The organism is Haloarcula quadrata (assembly GCF_003634715.1).
GTDB lineage: Archaea > Halobacteriota > Halobacteria > Halobacteriales > Haloarculaceae > Haloarcula > Haloarcula marismortui.
Map to the genome: position 1 here is coordinate 77,738 of NZ_RBWW01000003.1, position 16,935 is coordinate 94,672.

Here is a 16,935-nt window from a genome sequence, read left to right on the forward strand (position 1 = left end):
GATAATACGATGATGAGCTTGCGAACGATATTTGCACGGCTTGGACGACTCATTCAGAGTCGGCCACTGATCATGCTCACAGCCGTAGTTGTTGTCACTGGGATCGCATTTTCCGGTGCCGCACAGATTGAAAGTGTCACCGGGGACCGCGCATTTGTCGGTGAAAATCCCACATTAAATACGTATGATGATAATTTCGACCGCGGGACGATTGCTACCCTTGTGCGGGGAGAGGTTACAGAACCCGCGACAATGCGGGCTATCGATCGATATGATCGACGAATGTCCGAAGTTGATGACGTTGAACAAGTAATCAGCCCTGCTGATCAAGTGCGAGCAGAGTATGGCCGTATTCCTGGATCACAAGAAAAAATACAGCGGGTTGTTGGGAATCCAGACTCAACGGTAGTTACCATCGTTCTTGAACCCGGGCTTACACAGCAACAATCCCGGCCTATTTATACAGATGCTATTAATGCCAAAGAATGGGGGGAATTTCCGAGCGGCGTGAGCGTTACAATTACTGGTTCAGCAGCGTTCTCGTCGCAACTTTCGGGACTCATTCAGCAGAGCACGCAGCAGTTGCTCGGGTTAGCTGTAGGGCTAATGGTTATCGCCCTATTCTTCTTGTTCCGGGGTGTTCGACTCCGCTTGCTCCCGATAGTTGCGGTCTTTGTCGGTGTAATTTGGACGTTTGGAGCGATTGGGTACGCAGGTATCCCAAACTCAACGTTGACCAGTTCTGTGTTCCCAATTTTGATCGGATTGGGAATTGACTATTCTATACAGTTTCATGAACGGTACGAAGAAGAGCTTGAAAATCACCGCCCACGCGAAGCGTTGCCACTAGCATTGGGTGGTGTTGGCCCACCCGTTCTAGTTGCGATGTTCTCAGCGGCACTTGGATTCGGAGCAACGTGGGTTTCCACAATCGGATCACCAGCGTTTGTCTGGTTTGCACAAACGTCTATTTTCGGTGTGGTGCTAACATTTATCACTGGATTGTTTGTGCTCTTGCCAGTCCTCACACTCTGGGTCCGCTTCCGTAGCACATCTGAAGAGGAGGCCAGTCCCTCCCATGAGTCGGAGTTCCCACCACAGGAACAGACCGGAAGCAGTAACATTGGCCGTCTTGGACAGGCACTCGGGCGGACATCACGCACTCTTGCAGCTAATCCTTTCATTGTTCTCTCTATTGCGATTGTTGTCGCAGCTGGTGGGTTTGCGGTCAGTTCTGATCTAGAAACGACTGCGGATACTGAGGAATTCATTCCACAGGACCTGCCGGCCTATACCGATCTCCAGGAGTTTCGATCTGTCGCTGGGGGTGGTGATGCCGTTCAGTACAGCATTCTTGTTAGTGGGGAACAATTGCGCGACCCAGACGTGTTACGCTGGATGGAGAGGTTCCGCGTCATCGCCAGTGATAAGCAACAAATTACCAGTGTCTCGACACCAGCAACGCTGATTAAACAGCATAATGGCGGAACACTACCAGAGACAGAACGTGAGGTTAGACAGACTTTAGCAGCCATCCCAGACGATCAAAAAGCCCAGTATTACAGCAACGGCCATGCACAGATCCGGATAACTGCTGAACAAGACATGAACACCGACGAGGAACTTGGCTTGTTCGACACTATTGAGACATCAATCGCATTAAGTCAGCCTCCATCCGGAGTCGATGCCAAGCTTACAGGGCAATCACCCGTATCGACACCATCGATCGTTGAGCAGATCGAAAATCGGAATGCAACGACTGGGCTTGGATTTGCCCTTGTTTTTGGGGCATTACTCCTCTACTATCGAAACCTGCTTCGGGCTGTTGCCCCGCTTGTCCCGATGCTATTTGTCATCGGCTGGCAAAATCTCTATATGTTAGCTCTGTCAATATCGGTGTCGCCACTTGGTGCGTCTCTTGGCGCAATGAGTGTCGGCATCGGCGCAGAATACACGATCATCGTAATGGAACGTTACTTCGAAGAGGTCGAACAGACTGGTATTTCCCGGCTTGATGCAGTCGAAACCGCCGGATCGCGTGTCGGCAAAGCGATTACCGTGTCTGGGATGACCACTGTTTTCGGGTTCTCAGCACTCACGCTATCACCATTCCCTATTCTAGCTGACTTCGGGTGGCTAACTGTGGGTGTCATCTTCCTCACCCTCATTGCCTCTCTGGCAACCCTACCACCGACGCTTATAGCCCTTGGGCGTCTCTCGGATAAGATTGAGTCAGTCCGCGCAGATAAAGCAGCTTCACGAAACATAGTGCCATCAGAAACCGATGATTGAAACCATCCTTGTCCCAGTTGACGGATCACCGCAAGCTATTCGTCTTTAGTTAGGCCTCACACCTCGGTTATGCAGCGGTGGCGAGCGTCTCTTGCAGTATCGGTCGTTGCTGGTGAATTTTCTGAGCATCCTCGATCAGCCGCTCTAACAACGATGGCGGCGAGTAGCCGAGGTACTCACCGAGTTCAAAGAGGATGAGCTGGGCGTGCGATCGAAAGGTCGCCGCCCAGCGTTCCGGCGGAAACACGATTTCGTCGTCGGCTTGTTCGGTGACCAGACCCAGCAGATCACGGCTCACTAACAGCGACAGCAACGCCGCATATATCAGGATCTCCATGATATACGTCTTACTCGTATCGAACTCATCCAAGTTGTACTGCGTCTTCAGCTCACGAAACAGCAGTTCTACCTCCCACCGACATCGATAGATCGTTGCTAGATCTGCTGGCAGAAACTCCTCTCTCGGGAGATTCGTAATGTACAGATGGTAGTTGTCGGCGTCTGCGATGAGGACGCCGACGACACGAAACGTCTTGCTGTCGTATGATTGTGTGCCCGCGTACTCTCGTCGCTGAAACGTCGCTTCCACTTCTACATCAATGTGCTCTCGGTAGAGGTTGTCCACGACATCCTGGATCTTCTCCCCTTCCAATGGAATGGCGTCGCCACGCCATTCCCGTAATTCCGCTGTTATTTTCGGGTTTGCGTTCGGTTTCAGCCGACTCACGAAGTATCCGTTATTCTCGTCAATCAGCGCAAAACGGCGGTACTTGAAGTACGCTTGATCGAACAGTACCAACCGATCTTTTAGCCATGATCCCGTAGAAAACTCGGTGCCGTCGTGCGCTTTCTCGTCAGTGATGCTGAACCGATCAATCGTCTGGCCAGTGACATTATGGAGCAGGTGGAGCCCGCGGCGGGGAGGAGGTCATTCAGGGAATAAACAGTTCTCGATGTAGCGCTGGAACTCGGCTCTGGTGTAGTCGATGGGCTCCTCGTCGCTTGTAATCTGCTCTGTCTGAATACCGATTAAAACGGTGTGGAACAGCGCGGCTGTTTGGGATGGATTCTCGACATCGAATGCGCCTGCATCGACGCCCGCCCGGATAGCACGTGCAATTTGTTTCCGAATGAAATCATCACTCCTACGAAAGAGGCGGCCGTAATTGTCGTCGTGTGCTGCTTGCGCTCGCAGTTCAATTATAGCCTGGGTAAACTCGAGATTGTTGTTGCCGTTGGTGCCAAACATCTCGTCAACGATTATTTCGATATACTCTTCAGGCGACTGGTTGGGAAGTGGGACCTGGCTTTCGACCTGCTCCAACATATAGTCCAGAAGATCTACTAGCAATTCGTCCTTATTATCGTAGTGGTGATATATGAGTGACTGGCTTTTTTCGAATTCATCGCCTATTTTTGAAATAGTTAGGTCCGCGTACCCGTGCTGACGTAATGCATAGAATGTAGCTTCAAGAATCTCTTCTTGGGTTCCCTCTGGATTCTGGAAGAAGGATATCTCGTTAGTCATCTTTACCCCGACTATTTTTTGGTTGTCTGGGACGGTTCAAACTGCTCACGGCTCTATTACCCACTGCGTATGACACAGGGTCAAACTGAGTTATGTTTTTTATCATTGTGCTGAATAGCGAGTACAAGCCGCAGATGGCTGTATAATTGATTATTCATTCGGCTAACTTAAGCATATTGTTGACCACTGTTCTATCGGAGTGCACGAGACTGTCGGATCCTCTTCTATGTGGCCGTGACATTGCGCCTGTCCAGATTATAGGGGCGCTTACGTCTAGACCTTATTGGTGAATCAAGGCACAGATCGAACGATTTTCTTGAACGCGTCTTGACTAGATTTGTAAGAGTCCGCCTGTGGAGTTAGAGCCCCTGAGATACGGCCACAGCCTGTCCTTTGAGGTAATTCGGTGCGGCGAGAGGCACCGTTGTTGGTCAGTTGGGTTGCGATTCGCATTTTACTGTTCCTTCTCATCTGACCCTGTGACGCTCCCGTACTCGGAGGTGTCTGTCGTAGGCTGACTTTCACGACTCCATGACGTACTTCAGGCTCCGGGGGTTCAGTGGATTTTTATAGAGCCTCTCTTGATCCGGTTTTATGTGTCGGTCAGTCCGGTGACCGAAACCAACAGGGTAATATGCACCCGCACCTTTTGATTGATTACTTAGTAAACGCAAAATGACACAGAACACACTTCCTAACCCGCCGTCGTTAACCACCGTCCTGACTGCCGTTTTACTCGTGGGATTCGTTGTTAGTGCGGTCCCCAGTATTGCAACTGCTCAGGCATCAGAATCTGGGGACGTTGTTGGAAACCCAGATGTCACTTTTACAACTTCACCTGAGCCGTTATCAGCCGACACCGCCGATGAGCTCACAGTTTCGATTGTTAATTACGGTCAGATTATCCAGCATGGTCCATCGCAGTACGAAGATCAGTCGATCACATCGGGTTAGAGGAAGCGTCTGCTTGGATGCGGTGTGAAGCCTCCCCAAGCAGACAGCGAGATAGAGGAGAGCACCTCCTTAATTTTGTCGTCAATAGTCTTGACGAGGAACTTTCGTTAGATCTCGGCGAGAACGTCGAGGTCACAGCAGAGACGCTCTATGAGGTCCTCGCCGGCGCCAGCGCCGGCGGGACCTCGATCAATCACGTCTGCGAAACGACTGACGACTCACCACACGCTAATACCGTCCGTGGGCATCTCACCGATCAGTTTGAACTGGATTCGGTTGAATCGGTTGGAGACACGCTGCTTCAACGAGATACGCTTGAGACACTTCCAGATCGACCGGTGGAGGTCTGCGCAGACCTCCACCTCGATCCCTACTACGGTGATGAGGACGAAACCGAGGCTCTGTACTCCTCACAGGCCAAGCGTGGAACAACGACGTTTCACGCCTATGCAACGCTCTACGTGCGCGTACGCAACAAGCGATACACGCTGGCGGTTCGCCAGCTCGTTGCTGGCGAAACCACCAGCGATGTCCTCGGTGAGTTTCTTGAACTCCTTGACGGCCTTGACCTCGGCGTCAAGGCCGTCTACCTTGATCGAGGTTTCTACAACAGCACCTGTCTCAAGCTGCTGTACGCGCACAATTACGCCTATGTGATGGCGATCGTCAAGTGGGGTGAGACGATTCAAAACAAACTCAGCGAAGGCTGGAGCCGCGAGATCGAACACGATCTCGCTGGCGAGGTGGAGTTCCCTGTGTTCATCGACTGCGTGTACCAGCAGGGACGGTACGACGAACACGGGGTGGCGCGTCACGGCTACGCCGCTGACGCGCCCTTTATCGACACGCCACGAGATGCACGAGAGCACTACAGCAAGCGCTTCGGCATCGAATCAAGCTACCGATTAGCCAAGCAGAGCCTCGCTTTCACTAGTTCTCAGGATGCTGGACTACGGTTGGTAATGTTTGTAGTGAGCCTACTGCTTCAGAACAGCTGGCGATATCTCCACTGGAGGTACGTGGCGGCGCCCCGCCGTGGGGGGCGCCGCCTCTTGCAGTGGTCGTTCACGGAGTTTTGCGAAATGACGCTTCGCGCAGTTTGGACAGCACTTGGTGTCCGCAGGTCTGTTCCAGCGAATCAACCACTTGACGACCGGTTCTTCCGGTAACTGTCCATCGGGCCGGACAGCGGTCGTCAGTGGTGACACTGTCGCGTCGGCGGCAGTCCGCCGCCGACAGCGACGGTCCATCCCGAAAATCATGCTCACCAACGGTTCGAAGATGCTCCACAGCTAGTTCGGTTTAGTTCACCGTCATCAAACGGGGTTACGCGGCTGTCGATGTGATCGACTGAGTCTGTATCGACCAGACCAAGAAATCCGTGCAAGTCGAGCCGCGTGCCGCGTGGTTTCCGCGCGGCACGCGGCCGAGCGTCGAACTGTCCGGTCAACTCGACTGGACGTGTCTGCTCGGCGCGATCACCGAAGACGGCGACTGCTTTTTCTCCCGATTTACCGAATACGTCACCGCCGATCACGCGAAACATTTCATTCTCGCGTTATGCGAAGAATTCGAAGAAGACTTGATCGTCGTGCTGGATGGTGCGCCGTACTTTCAGGCGTCGGACGTCACGGACCTGGCGGCCCGTGACGACCTCGCCTTCGTCACGTTGCCGGCGTATTCGCCGGAACTCAATCCTGTCGAAGAGTGTTGGCGACAACTCCAAAACGCTCTCAGCAACTGGTTCTTCGACTCGCTTGAGCAACTGACCACCGCGATCGATACCGCTCTCGACCAACTGTCGCTTCCAAAAGTGAGCAATTATTTCTAATGACTACTATAGAACGGATGGCTGAAGACGCACAGAAAATCCATCAAGAACGACCGATTCTCTAGGAGAGGCTCGCTACTGCAACGCAACAGGGGGGATACGTATTAAATAAATACGAATGGTGGGGCCACTAGCACTATCAAACAATGAGAAAACATTCTTAAGGTTCCTAACACAGTCTGTATGTAGGTATGTACAAACAAGCCGACTTGGCCCCAACCCAGGAGATGTTTTCAGCGCGAGTGTGTCCGAATGAAGTTACTCAGGTGAACCGTGATCTATAATCACGTACGTTCTATTGCGGTTGCAGCTATTCTTTCTGCCGTGCTTCTTGGTTCAACTATCGCTCCAGTAACTGCACAAACAGCGGGGAATTCTGGACAAGTAATTGGATCTCCAGATATTGATCTCAATGCCCCCACCCAAGAGTTTGAACCAGGGACTCAGGCAGAACTTAGGCTTGAAATAGTAAATAGAGGCTCAATTAGAAAAGGAGGCCCTGCAGAGTATGAAAATCGCATCACAACCGCTCGTGGTGTCACAGCCGATGTTAAATCTGGATCCGCACCAATTGAAATAAATACTGGCTCAGTCAGCATCGGAAATGTACCAACAGGGACAGCATCAGCTCCACCTGTGAACATCACGATCAAAGATAGTGCGGAACCAGGGACATACCGAGTTCCGGTCAAAATCAGCTATGCATCTACTCGGAGTGTCAATTACGATAGCTTTGGACCCGAATACAACGATTTCGACCGGAGTCGAACAGAATATGTGACGATTCGTGTGCGCAGTCAGTCGCGATTCGATATTGTCGACTCAACAACTACTTCACAAGTCGGTGACCGCGGAAATCTCACTGTAACGATAGAGAATGTTGGTGACCGAGCAGCACGGGACGCGAGCGTTGCTGCAGCGTCTTCCAGCGATGAACTTCTCTTTGGGACCGGATCGAAGAGTTCAACGGCAAATATCGGGTCGTGGGAGCCAGGCGAACAACGCGTCATCGAATATACCGTTGAAATGGTTGACGACGCTACACTTCGAGCATACTCTGTTGATCTCACGGTGAACTACCGCGACATCGACGGGATTGACAGGTCCTCTCGACCGCTAACTACCGGAGTGCGACCGACTGCTGAGCAGTCTTTTTCAGTTACAAACGTCTCAACAAATCTTCGCGTCGGTGAAGAAGGAACAGTTTCGGGAACAGTTGTTAACAACGGGCCCGATGCGGTTACAAATCCAGTCGTGATGTTCTCTCCATCCAACCCAAACATTGTAGTGGACTCCTCAGAATACGCGATTCCTGACATTGCTCCAGGTGAGCGTGCTAACTTTGAGTACACCGTAACGGTAAGTGACGCAGGAAGTGCCAGCGTTCAGCAATTCAATCTCACAACTCGTTATCGGAACACCCGCGGCGATGTGCAGAGAAGTGATGGATTAGAGACAAGAGCAAGAATTGAACCCAAGCGCGACAGATTCATTATTAAAACTGCTACAGATGAAATTGCGGCTGGGAGTGACCAAGCCGTAACGATACAAATTACGAATAACGGTGAGCAACCACTACAAAACGTCGAAGCAAAGGCGTTTGTTGAAAGCCCCCTATCCAGTGATAACGATGAGGCGATTGTCACATCGCTGGCGGCAAATGAAACAGCCGAAGTTACCATCGCACTCTCTGCAGCAAGTGGTGCGTTGCCGAAAACATACCCAGTCTCACTTGACTTCCAGTACGAAATGCCAGATGGCGACTCTGAAGTCTCGAAAACATATACCACCGCAATTGTCGTAACAGAACCTGAAGACAGCGGCTTCCCACTCCCTCTTATTTTGGGCGTGTTCGTCATTATTGGGGTCGCTGGAATCGGTGGCTGGCGGCGGTGGTCAAGCTAATCCATGGATTTCGAGCTCAACTACCAGCGGTATATCGACATTGCAGACCACTGGATTGCGGATCGGCCAAAACAGGTTATCCTCGTTTTTTTGATCCTGTCAGGCGTGTTTGCGACTGGCCTTGGGCAGTCTGGCACAGAGTCTGGGACCAGTCAATTTGTCGACGATGTTCCGGCAGCCGATGCGTTGGACGAAGTAAACAACAACTTTGAGCGAATCACATTTGAGGGTGACACAGGGACGACACAGCTAATCCACTCAGGCCAGAATGTCTTGTCGAAGCCAGAATTACTGCGGATGCTTCGAGCGCAGCATCGGCTGTCAAAGAACCCTGAGATACAGGTCGAATCCACCACAAGCGTCGCACAGGCAGTTGCCAGAACCCTTGATCCGTCTGCAGAAACATTCGAAGAGCAGATCCGTGTCGTTGAAACCGCGGCACCGAGTGAGATTGACCAAGCTGTGCAAACAGCCGCTGAGCGAAATCCACAATTTCGGGCCAGTCTCAGTAACGACTTCAATGCTCGTTCAGCCAGCGCTTCGGCAACAATCGGGATTGTTACACATCAACTGCAAACCGAAACCGACAGCGGTCCAGGTAGCAGCGGATCAAGTCCACTCACTAGTATACAGCAACAAGCAGTCTTTATTGTTGATTCCGTCGGCGGTGACATCACTGTTTTCGGCAGTGGCCTCACATCTGAAGAGCTGTCATCAGTGATAAGCGATTCACTAGCTCTAGTAGTACCCGCTGCAGTCGGACTGATCCTGTTTTTCCTTATCATCGCTTATCGCGACCCTGTCGACCTTCTATTAGGTCTGGTAGCGTTAGCGATGGCAATTCTCTGGACGTTCGGCTTTATGGGCCTGGCAGGCATCGCGTTCTCACAGCTGTTAATTGCAGTCCCTCCCCTGCTACTTGCGGTCGGGATTGATTTCGGCATTCATGCGATTAATCGCTACCGTGAAGAGCGGATCCAGGGATACGGGATTCAAGAGTCAATGCGGACCACTACGGATCAGTTGCTCGTCGCATTTGCTATTGTCACTGGGACTACTGTGGTCGGCTTTGCTGCAAATATGAGTAGCCCATTGGGATCGATTCAAGACTTTGGCATCGTCGCTGCCATCGGCATTGTATTTACATTCCTCATCTTTGGAGTGTTTCTTCCTGCAAGCAAGGTCTATGCTGATCAATTATGCCAGCGATATCCGATTCCGACGTTTGGGTCACAACCGATGGGTTCGGAGGACTCACTACTTGGACGGGTTCTTTTGGCTGGCGTACACATCGGTAGAGCAGCTCCAAAGACCTTCGTCATCGTGCTGGTACTCAGCACAGCGTGGGTTGGTGTCTATGGCTCTGGAGTTGAGTCGCGGTTCTCGCAGGATGATTTTCTGCCACCCGAAGAAAATCCAGAGTATCTGGAATACTTACCAGCAAGTGTACAGCCAAGTGAGTACACAGTGACAGAAACAACGAATTTCCTTGAGGATCGGTTCCAAACTGGCGAGGAAGATACAACAACAGTGTACGTTGAAGGGTCATTAACAGATGATGGAGCGCTTGAATCTATGTACCGCGCAGGAGACTCTCCACCGGATAGCTTCATCGTTGATGACGGTCATGCCCGTGAAACGTCTATTATTACCGTTATACGATCGTACGCTGATCGAAGTCCCGAGTTCGCTGCACTTGTCGCCCAAAATGACCGGAATGCAAACGGGATTCCAGATGATAACTTGGTAACAATCTATGATGCCTTACTTGATTCACCAGCGCGAGGACAGGCGCTGAATTATATCACCGACGACTATACGTCAGCGCGTATTGAGTACGCTGTTGAAGCCGACGCAACACAGGATGAAGTGACTTCTGACACTCGCACTGTTTCGGATCGCTTCCGGTTTAAAGCAACCGCAACTGGCGGCGTAATTGTTCTCAAAGCAGTTTCAGACGTGATTGGTGAGTCAGCGTTGATTAGTCTCGCTCTTGCTCTCGTGGGGTCTGGTATCTTTCTTATTATCGCGTATGCCGCGCTCGAAGGCCGGCCCCTTCTTGGGGTAGTTAACCTCCTACCTATTGCGATCACTGTTGCTGGCATCGCTGCAACGATGCGTTACCTTGGGATTCCATTTAATGTCCTAACGGGAACCATCCTCTCGATCGGGCTTGGGCTTGGAACAGACTATTCTGCGCACCTGATCCACCGGTTCTCAGAAGAATATGAACGAGGTACAGATGTCTTTATCGCACTCACTACTACAGTCCGCGGTACTGGTGGAGCGCTTACCGGTTCGATGTTAACAACAGTATCAGGAATCGGGGTGCTCGTAATTGCAATCACACCAGTGCTTGGACAGTTCGGCATATTGACCGGGCTGACAATTCTTTACTCGTATCTTGCATCGATAATTATTGTCCCCTCTGCACTTGTGATCTGGTCCCAATTCGTTGAATCTGATATCACTCGGTTCCTGTCTGGAAACAACTTTCGGGTGAATCAATGAGCGAACTCCATTCAAATATGATTGGATACACAATGTTCAAAGATCGGATAATAACAGTACACACGATAGTAAAGCATTCGGAGAATCAATAGAATGAGCGATAACGAAGCAACTGAGTCATTGAAAGAGCTAGGGTTATCAACGTATGAGGCACGCGTGTTCATTACACTCGTTGAGATTGGGAGCGGGACTGCCCGTGAGATAGCTTCTGTAACCGACGTTCCCCGGCCGCAAGTATACACGACAGCACACGATTTAGAGAGTCGCGGGTTCATTAGCATCCAGCAGTCGAATCCACAGGTATTCCAACCTGTTTCACTGGATGAAGCAAAAGCACAGCTTGAAAATCGGTTTGAAACTCAGCGTGATAGTGTGTTTGATTATCTTGAGTCGTTGGAACCTGCTACTGGAAACGAAGCCGAAGAGAACGAAGATGTCTGGTCAATTACTGGAAAAACAGCTATTACCGAGAGGATTGCTAAACTCAGTCGATCACATCGGGTTAGAGTAAGCGTCTGCTTGGAGAGGATGTGCAGTCAACCCAAGCAGACAGCGAGATAGAGGAAGAGCACCTGCTTAATTTTGTCGTCAACAGTCTCGAAGAGGAGCTCACGGTAGACCTCGACGAGAACGTAGAGGTCACGACAGAGACATTGTGCGAGGTCCTCGCCGGCGCCAGCGCCGGCGGGACCTCAATCAACCACGTCTGCGAAACGACTGACGACTCACCGCACGCCAATACCGTGCGTGGACATCTTACCGATCAGTTTGAGCTTGATTCGGTTGAGGCGGTTGGAGACACACTGTTACAACGAGATGCGCTTGCGACACTGCCAGATCGACCGGTGGAGGTCTGCGCAGACCTCCACCTCGATCCCTACTACGGTGATGAGGACGAAACTGAGGCTCTGTACTCCTCACAGGCCAAGCGTGGAACAACGACGTTTCACGCCTATGCGACGCTCTACGTGCGCGTACGCAACAAGCGGTACACGCTGGCGGTTCGCCAGCTCGTCGCTGGCGAAACCACCAGCGATGTCCTCGCCGAGTTCCTGGAACTCCTTGACGGCCTTGACCTCGGCGTCAAGGCCGTCTACCTTGATCGGGGTTTCTACAACAGCACCTGTCTCAAGCTGCTGTACGCGCACAATTACGCCTATGTGATGCCGATCGTCAAGTGGGGTGAGACGATTCAAAACAAACTCAGCGAAGGCTGGAGCCGCGAGATCGAACACGATCTCGCTGGCGAGGTGGAGTTCCCTGTGTTCATCGACTGCGTGTACCAGCAGGGACGGTACGACGAACACGGGGTGGCGCGTCACGGCTACGCCGCTGACGCGCCCTTTATCGACACGCCACGAGATGCACGAGAGCACTACAGCAAGCGCTTCGGCATCGAATCAAGCTACCGATTAGCCAAGCAGAGCCTCGCTTTCACTAGTTCTCAGGATGCTGGACTGCGGTTGGTAATGTTTGTAGTGAGCCTACTGCTTCAGAACAGTTGGCGATATCTCCACTGGAGGTACGTGGCGGCGCCCCGCCGTGGGGGCCGCCGCCTCTTGCAGTGGTCGTTCACGGAGTTTTGCGAAATGACGCTCCGCGCAGCTTGGACAGCACTTGGTGTCCGCAGGACTGTTCCAGCGAACCAGCCACTTGACGACCGGTTCTTCCGGTAGCTGTCCATCTGTCCGGACAGCGGTCGTCAGTGGTGACACTGTCGCGTCGGCGGCAGTCCGCCGCCGACAGCGACGGTCCATCCCGAAAATCATGCTCACTAGCGGTTCGAAGATGCTCCACAGCTAGTTCGGTTTGGTTCACCGTCATCAAACGGGGTTACGCGGCTGTCGATGTGATCGACTGAAACTAGCTTCCGAAGCGAACCGAACAATTCTATATGGTAGCCCAGACCTTGTTGACCCAAGCCCAGATTTGGTAACAGCACTGGAAGCAGCGTGTGAGCGTGGTATCGGCGTCACACTACTTGCAAAGAGCGGTCAGACAATCGATAGTTCGTGGATCGATAATGACAATATCGACATATTTTATTCTTCCCAGGTCAATCAAAGTAACGAGTATGCTGAGCGGATTCTGATAGTCGACCTTGACGTGTTTTTACTTAGTATTCGCGGCGGCAAAGCAGATGATGAAACCGCCGTTTGGAGTGCGCGGACCACTTTCGCACAGATATTCTGCCAATTAACAATTGGGAACTTCGAGGAAATTACCACAGAGACTCAGATAAAGTCACCATAGAGCCTGTCGAAAAATGTTTTTTTTTGCCGGTATATGGGGCCAATTAATGCTATAGCCGGTGCTAAGACCGTAAGATTCGACTCAAAATTGTTTTTCGACAGGTTCCATAACTCCTATCGGTTTCGTTACGGAGCTCATCAGCTTCGTCACCCTCGGTCGCCTCAAGTTGGTCTTTCAGCCCTTGCAGGCGTGTCTCTTTCTCTTGATGAAGTAATAGAACCACTACGGTGTGAACGGGGTTATTACAGGCTACTTGATAAGAATTTTTCGCGTTGGGATATTGGCGCCGAATATGCCTTCCGAACCCTCCAGCGGTCCAACAGCTGCACCGCGACAATCAGGAATAGCGGCCCCGCCCTCACGTACGGAGCGGATTCAAGCATGGATGTCGGCGAATACCCTGCCAGTTGAGATACTACTAACAGCACTATCGGTTGCAGTCTGGGTGATCGCACTGCCGGTCGTAATTTTTGGGTCATTTACCGCGTTAGGTGGCGATACGTCAATCCTCAGCGCCGGAATAATGATTGTCGCTGCTGGCTCCCTTGGCGTAATTGTACTGGCGGCATGGGTACTAATTCGCACCTTCATCGACATCCGAAATCATGGACTTCCACTCCGTGGCGCGGATAGTACCCGGGCTATCGCGTATGACGGAATTCAGAGTCTGAAAGCGGTCACAGCTGGGGTTTTTGTCTTGTCCCTGCTTGAGTATGGCGTACTCTCTCTGACTGTTCAGTCTGGGCCTACGTTAGTGCTCCAACTGATCGGAGTGTGCGGCATTCTCCTGCCTGATCTCGTTCTTATACATGGTCTCGGGGCATTCATTGGATACCTTTTTATTTGAAATAAGTATCAGTATAAAGTGGAACTAAGCACATTCCTGTCAATCATGGCCAGACGAAGAGTTAGTGCGTTCGACGAGCAGCCAACTACGGTCGAAGTTCACGGCGATACAACAGTCCGTTTCACTGGAGCCGCTCTCCGAGCGTAAGACAGATGCCTCGTCCGAGCAGTCTGAGTTAGCCCGGGGCGGCGAGTCCATCGAGCATCTCATCTGATGACCGGTATGTTGTTGGGACCGCTACTTGACATCCTTCAACGAATCAATTTGCATCTCAGGTACAGTAGACAAACTGGTATTGGTTGCGCACCGATAACAAGCCAATTAATTACGGGTGGTACCATCTGTCTTTAGCTAAGAGGAGCGTGTCATAGAAAGGGTCACATACGAAGCAGCAGGGTGCGGAAAGTGTGTCCAGCACAACCGCAACCCTGCAAGATTTGGATTCGGTAGACGCCTTCTTGAATGTCGCGGCTACCGAGACAGTACCGCTGTTTGAGCATCTTGAGTTCGAGTTTCTGCTAGAGTACGACGTGTTCGCCCCCGCTTCGAGGGGGCGAACACGGGTGCATCAGCCACCAGACCTCTTTCGCGGCTTTCTGCACTGCTACTACGAGGATGTCTACGGTACACGCCCGGTTGCACGAGAACTTCAGCACGGCCTCGTCTGGTACTATTGCGGGCTCGACAAACCGCCATCCAGAGACACAATCGACCGGTTTCTCACCGACCTAGAACACGTCATCGATGATGTTTTCCAGAGGCTCGTCGAGCAGGCCGCCGCCCGCGGCCTGCTCAACTCAACGTACTCTATCGATTCGACGCACGTTGAAGCGATCCAGTACAACGACGATGCGTCGTGGAACTACGATTCAACGGCCGAAGAGCACTACTACGGGTTCGGCTGTACGATCGTTTCGACCGGTTCAAAGATCCCGATTGCAGCAGAATTCACCCAACGCAAGCAGGCAGACGCTGAGACGGCGATGCGCGTCACAAAAGACGCGCTCGCCGTCGGGACACCGATCTGGATGCTTGGAGACAGTGCCTACGACATTCTTGAGTGGCACGACTTCCTGCTGGAAGTAGGGATTGTACCAGTCGCCCCGTACAACCCACGAAACACTGATGACCCGCTCGATATCGAATACAGGGTCGAAGACCGTATCAAGGAACACAGTGAGGAGGTTCAGCTCAAGCAATCAGTCTTGGATGAGACGTACAACCGCCGTACAGGAGTCGAACGCACCAACGATGCGGTGAAGGACTGCGGCCTCGGGCACGTTCGCGCCCGAGGCCGCGTCCACGCACGAACAGAGGTGTTCATTGCGCTGTGTCTCCGCATCGTTGTCGCAATCACAAATTTCGAGCGAGGAGACGACCCGGGTCGTGAGAAGCTCACACTATGAGGAGGATTCTATGACACGCTCAAGAGACGAACCACGTGACAGCAGCGGCTTATCGAGGCTACTTTTCGAGAGGAATGAGGAGGAGTCCGCTGTGCACACTGACACCTCCTCGTCGAGAATCATGCGTCGGCTCACTACACTGTTTCCCTCCGAGTTCCTCGAAGAGCACGCCGAGGAACTCGGCGTGGTCGAGCGAGAGGGCAAGCTTCAGATTCCTGTCCTCGTGTGGGCGCTCGTGTTCGGCTTCGCCGCAGGCGAGAGCCGAACACTCGCTGGGTTTAGACGCTGCTACAACGCTACAGCTGACGAACCGATCTCTTCTGGCGGTTTCTATCACCGGTTGACGCCTACTCTTGCAGAGTATCTCCGCGACCTCGTCGAGGCCGCGCTCGACGAGGTCGCTGTCCCTGATGCTGTTGACGCTGATATCGACCGATTCAGGGACGTGATGATCGCTGATGGAACCGTGTTGCGGTTGCACGAGTTCCTCTCTGATGAGTTTCAAGCCCGCCACGAGGAGCAGGCTGGAGCGAAGCTCCACCTGCTCCACAACGCCACCGACCAGACGATTGAACGGATCGATGTGACTGATGAGAAAACGCACGACAGCGCGCTGTTCAAGACGGGATCGTGGCTGCAAGGACGACTGGTTCTGTTTGATCGGGCGTACTTCAAATACCGCCGCTTTGCGTTGATCGACGAGAACGACGGCTACTTTGTGAGTCGGCTGAAGCAGAACGCAAATCCGGTGATAACGGCGGAATTACGGGAATGGCGCGGCCGCGCCATTCCCTTGGAGGGCAAGCAGATCCACGACGTGGTCAATGATCTCTCGCGGAAGTACATCGACGTAGAGGTGGAAGCAGAATTCAAGCGCGGCCAGTACGAGGGAACTCGGTCGCTGGACACGAAGCGGTTTCGCGTCGTCGGCGTCCGCAACGAGGACGCCGACGACTACCACCTGTACATCACGAATCTGCCGAGAGAGGAGTTTCTCCCGGCGGATCTAGCGACGCTGTATCGGTGTCGATGGGAGGTAGAAACGTTGTTCCGTGAGTTGAAAACGCAGTACGAACTGGACGAATTCGACACGAACAACCCTGATGTCGTGAAAATTCTACTATACGCTGCGTTGCTGTCACTGCTGGTGAGCCGAGAGTTGTTGGATCTGGTCACCGAGCAGGCCGACGATGAGATCGTGTTTCCGCCGGAACGCTGGGCGGCGACCTTCCGGTCGCACGCCCAGCTCATCCTCCACGAACTCGGTGAGTACCTCGGCTACTCGCCACCGCCGTTGCTGGAGCGGCTGATCGAGGATGCTCAGAAGATCCACCAACAACGACCGATCTTACAAGAGACGCTCGCTACCGCTACACAACCGAGGTGTGAGTCTTAGCTAAAGACGAAT

General features: G+C 52.4%; 9 protein-coding genes and 3 pseudogenes. 10 read left to right on the forward strand and 2 right to left on the reverse strand.

Annotated features, from left to right (window positions below):
• The first annotated feature begins 9 nt into the window (after nucleotides 1–9).
• The gene (locus BDK61_RS20980; protein WP_011222327.1) at nucleotides 10–2,292 is read left to right on the forward strand and encodes an efflux RND transporter permease subunit; all 2,283 of its coding nucleotides are present in this window, start codon (nucleotides 10–12) and stop codon (nucleotides 2,290–2,292) included.
• 67 nt (nucleotides 2,293–2,359) lie between these two features.
• Here BDK61_RS20980 and BDK61_RS20985 read toward each other — a convergent pair.
• A pseudogene (locus tag BDK61_RS20985) lies at nucleotides 2,360–3,202 on the reverse strand (IS4 family transposase); the annotation flags it as partial.
• 18 nt (nucleotides 3,203–3,220) lie between these two features.
• Nucleotides 3,221–3,820 (reverse strand): TetR/AcrR family transcriptional regulator, encoded by a 600-nt coding sequence (locus tag BDK61_RS20990; RefSeq protein WP_004967007.1) that lies wholly within the window; start codon nucleotides 3,818–3,820, stop codon nucleotides 3,221–3,223.
• Between the two features lie 978 nt (nucleotides 3,821–4,798).
• On the opposite strand from BDK61_RS20990, the pseudogene BDK61_RS21000 reads away from it, so the two are divergent.
• From BDK61_RS21000 to BDK61_RS21060, 9 genes and pseudogenes are all read left to right on the forward strand, one after another.
• Nucleotides 4,799–5,943, forward strand: a pseudogene (locus BDK61_RS21000) (ISH3 family transposase).
• Nucleotides 5,944–6,128: 185 nt separating this feature from the next.
• Nucleotides 6,129–6,605: pseudogene (locus BDK61_RS21010) on the forward strand (IS630 family transposase); the annotation flags it as partial.
• Between the two features lie 324 nt (nucleotides 6,606–6,929).
• Nucleotides 6,930–8,510, forward strand: a complete 1,581-nt coding sequence (locus BDK61_RS24000; protein WP_244209962.1) for a COG1361 S-layer family protein — start codon at nucleotides 6,930–6,932, stop codon at nucleotides 8,508–8,510.
• Between the two features lie 3 nt (nucleotides 8,511–8,513).
• On the forward strand, nucleotides 8,514–11,021 hold the full coding sequence (locus BDK61_RS21020) for an efflux RND transporter permease subunit (protein WP_011222279.1): 2,508 nt from the start codon (nucleotides 8,514–8,516) through the stop codon (nucleotides 11,019–11,021).
• Nucleotides 11,022–11,114: 93 nt separating this feature from the next.
• The gene (locus BDK61_RS21025; protein ID WP_244209964.1) at nucleotides 11,115–11,582 is read left to right on the forward strand and encodes a TrmB family transcriptional regulator; all 468 of its coding nucleotides are present in this window, start codon (nucleotides 11,115–11,117) and stop codon (nucleotides 11,580–11,582) included.
• On the forward strand, nucleotides 11,552–12,697 hold the full coding sequence (locus BDK61_RS21030) for an ISH3 family transposase (RefSeq protein ID WP_121302321.1): 1,146 nt from the start codon (nucleotides 11,552–11,554) through the stop codon (nucleotides 12,695–12,697). Before BDK61_RS21025 ends, BDK61_RS21030 begins: the two co-directional genes overlap by 31 nt.
• An 869-nt stretch (nucleotides 12,698–13,566) precedes the next feature.
• The gene (locus BDK61_RS21045; protein ID WP_229380513.1) at nucleotides 13,567–14,121 is read left to right on the forward strand and encodes a hypothetical protein; all 555 of its coding nucleotides are present in this window, start codon (nucleotides 13,567–13,569) and stop codon (nucleotides 14,119–14,121) included.
• Nucleotides 14,122–14,528: 407 nt separating this feature from the next.
• Nucleotides 14,529–15,527 (forward strand): transposase, encoded by a 999-nt coding sequence (locus BDK61_RS21055; protein ID WP_121302241.1) that lies wholly within the window; start codon nucleotides 14,529–14,531, stop codon nucleotides 15,525–15,527.
• 121 nt (nucleotides 15,528–15,648) lie between these two features.
• Nucleotides 15,649–16,923 (forward strand): IS4-like element ISHma1 family transposase, encoded by a 1,275-nt coding sequence (locus BDK61_RS21060; protein ID WP_011222252.1) that lies wholly within the window; start codon nucleotides 15,649–15,651, stop codon nucleotides 16,921–16,923.
• Nucleotides 16,924–16,935: the final 12 nt, after the last annotated feature.

Excerpts from the sequence above, each read along its gene's own strand:
- BDK61_RS20980 (WP_011222327.1), top strand. The coding sequence starts at position 10 with ATGATGAGCTTGCGAACGATATTTGCACGGCTTGGACGACTCATTCAG.
- BDK61_RS20990 (WP_004967007.1), bottom strand. The coding sequence starts at position 3,820 with ATGACTAACGAGATATCCTTCTTCCAGAATCCAGAGGGAACCCAAGAA.
- BDK61_RS21020 (WP_011222279.1), top strand. The coding sequence starts at position 8,514 with ATGGATTTCGAGCTCAACTACCAGCGGTATATCGACATTGCAGACCAC.
- BDK61_RS21025 (WP_244209964.1), top strand. The coding sequence starts at position 11,115 with ATGAGCGATAACGAAGCAACTGAGTCATTGAAAGAGCTAGGGTTATCA.
- BDK61_RS21045 (WP_229380513.1), top strand. The coding sequence starts at position 13,567 with ATGCCTTCCGAACCCTCCAGCGGTCCAACAGCTGCACCGCGACAATCA.
- BDK61_RS21060 (WP_011222252.1), top strand. The coding sequence starts at position 15,649 with ATGCGTCGGCTCACTACACTGTTTCCCTCCGAGTTCCTCGAAGAGCAC.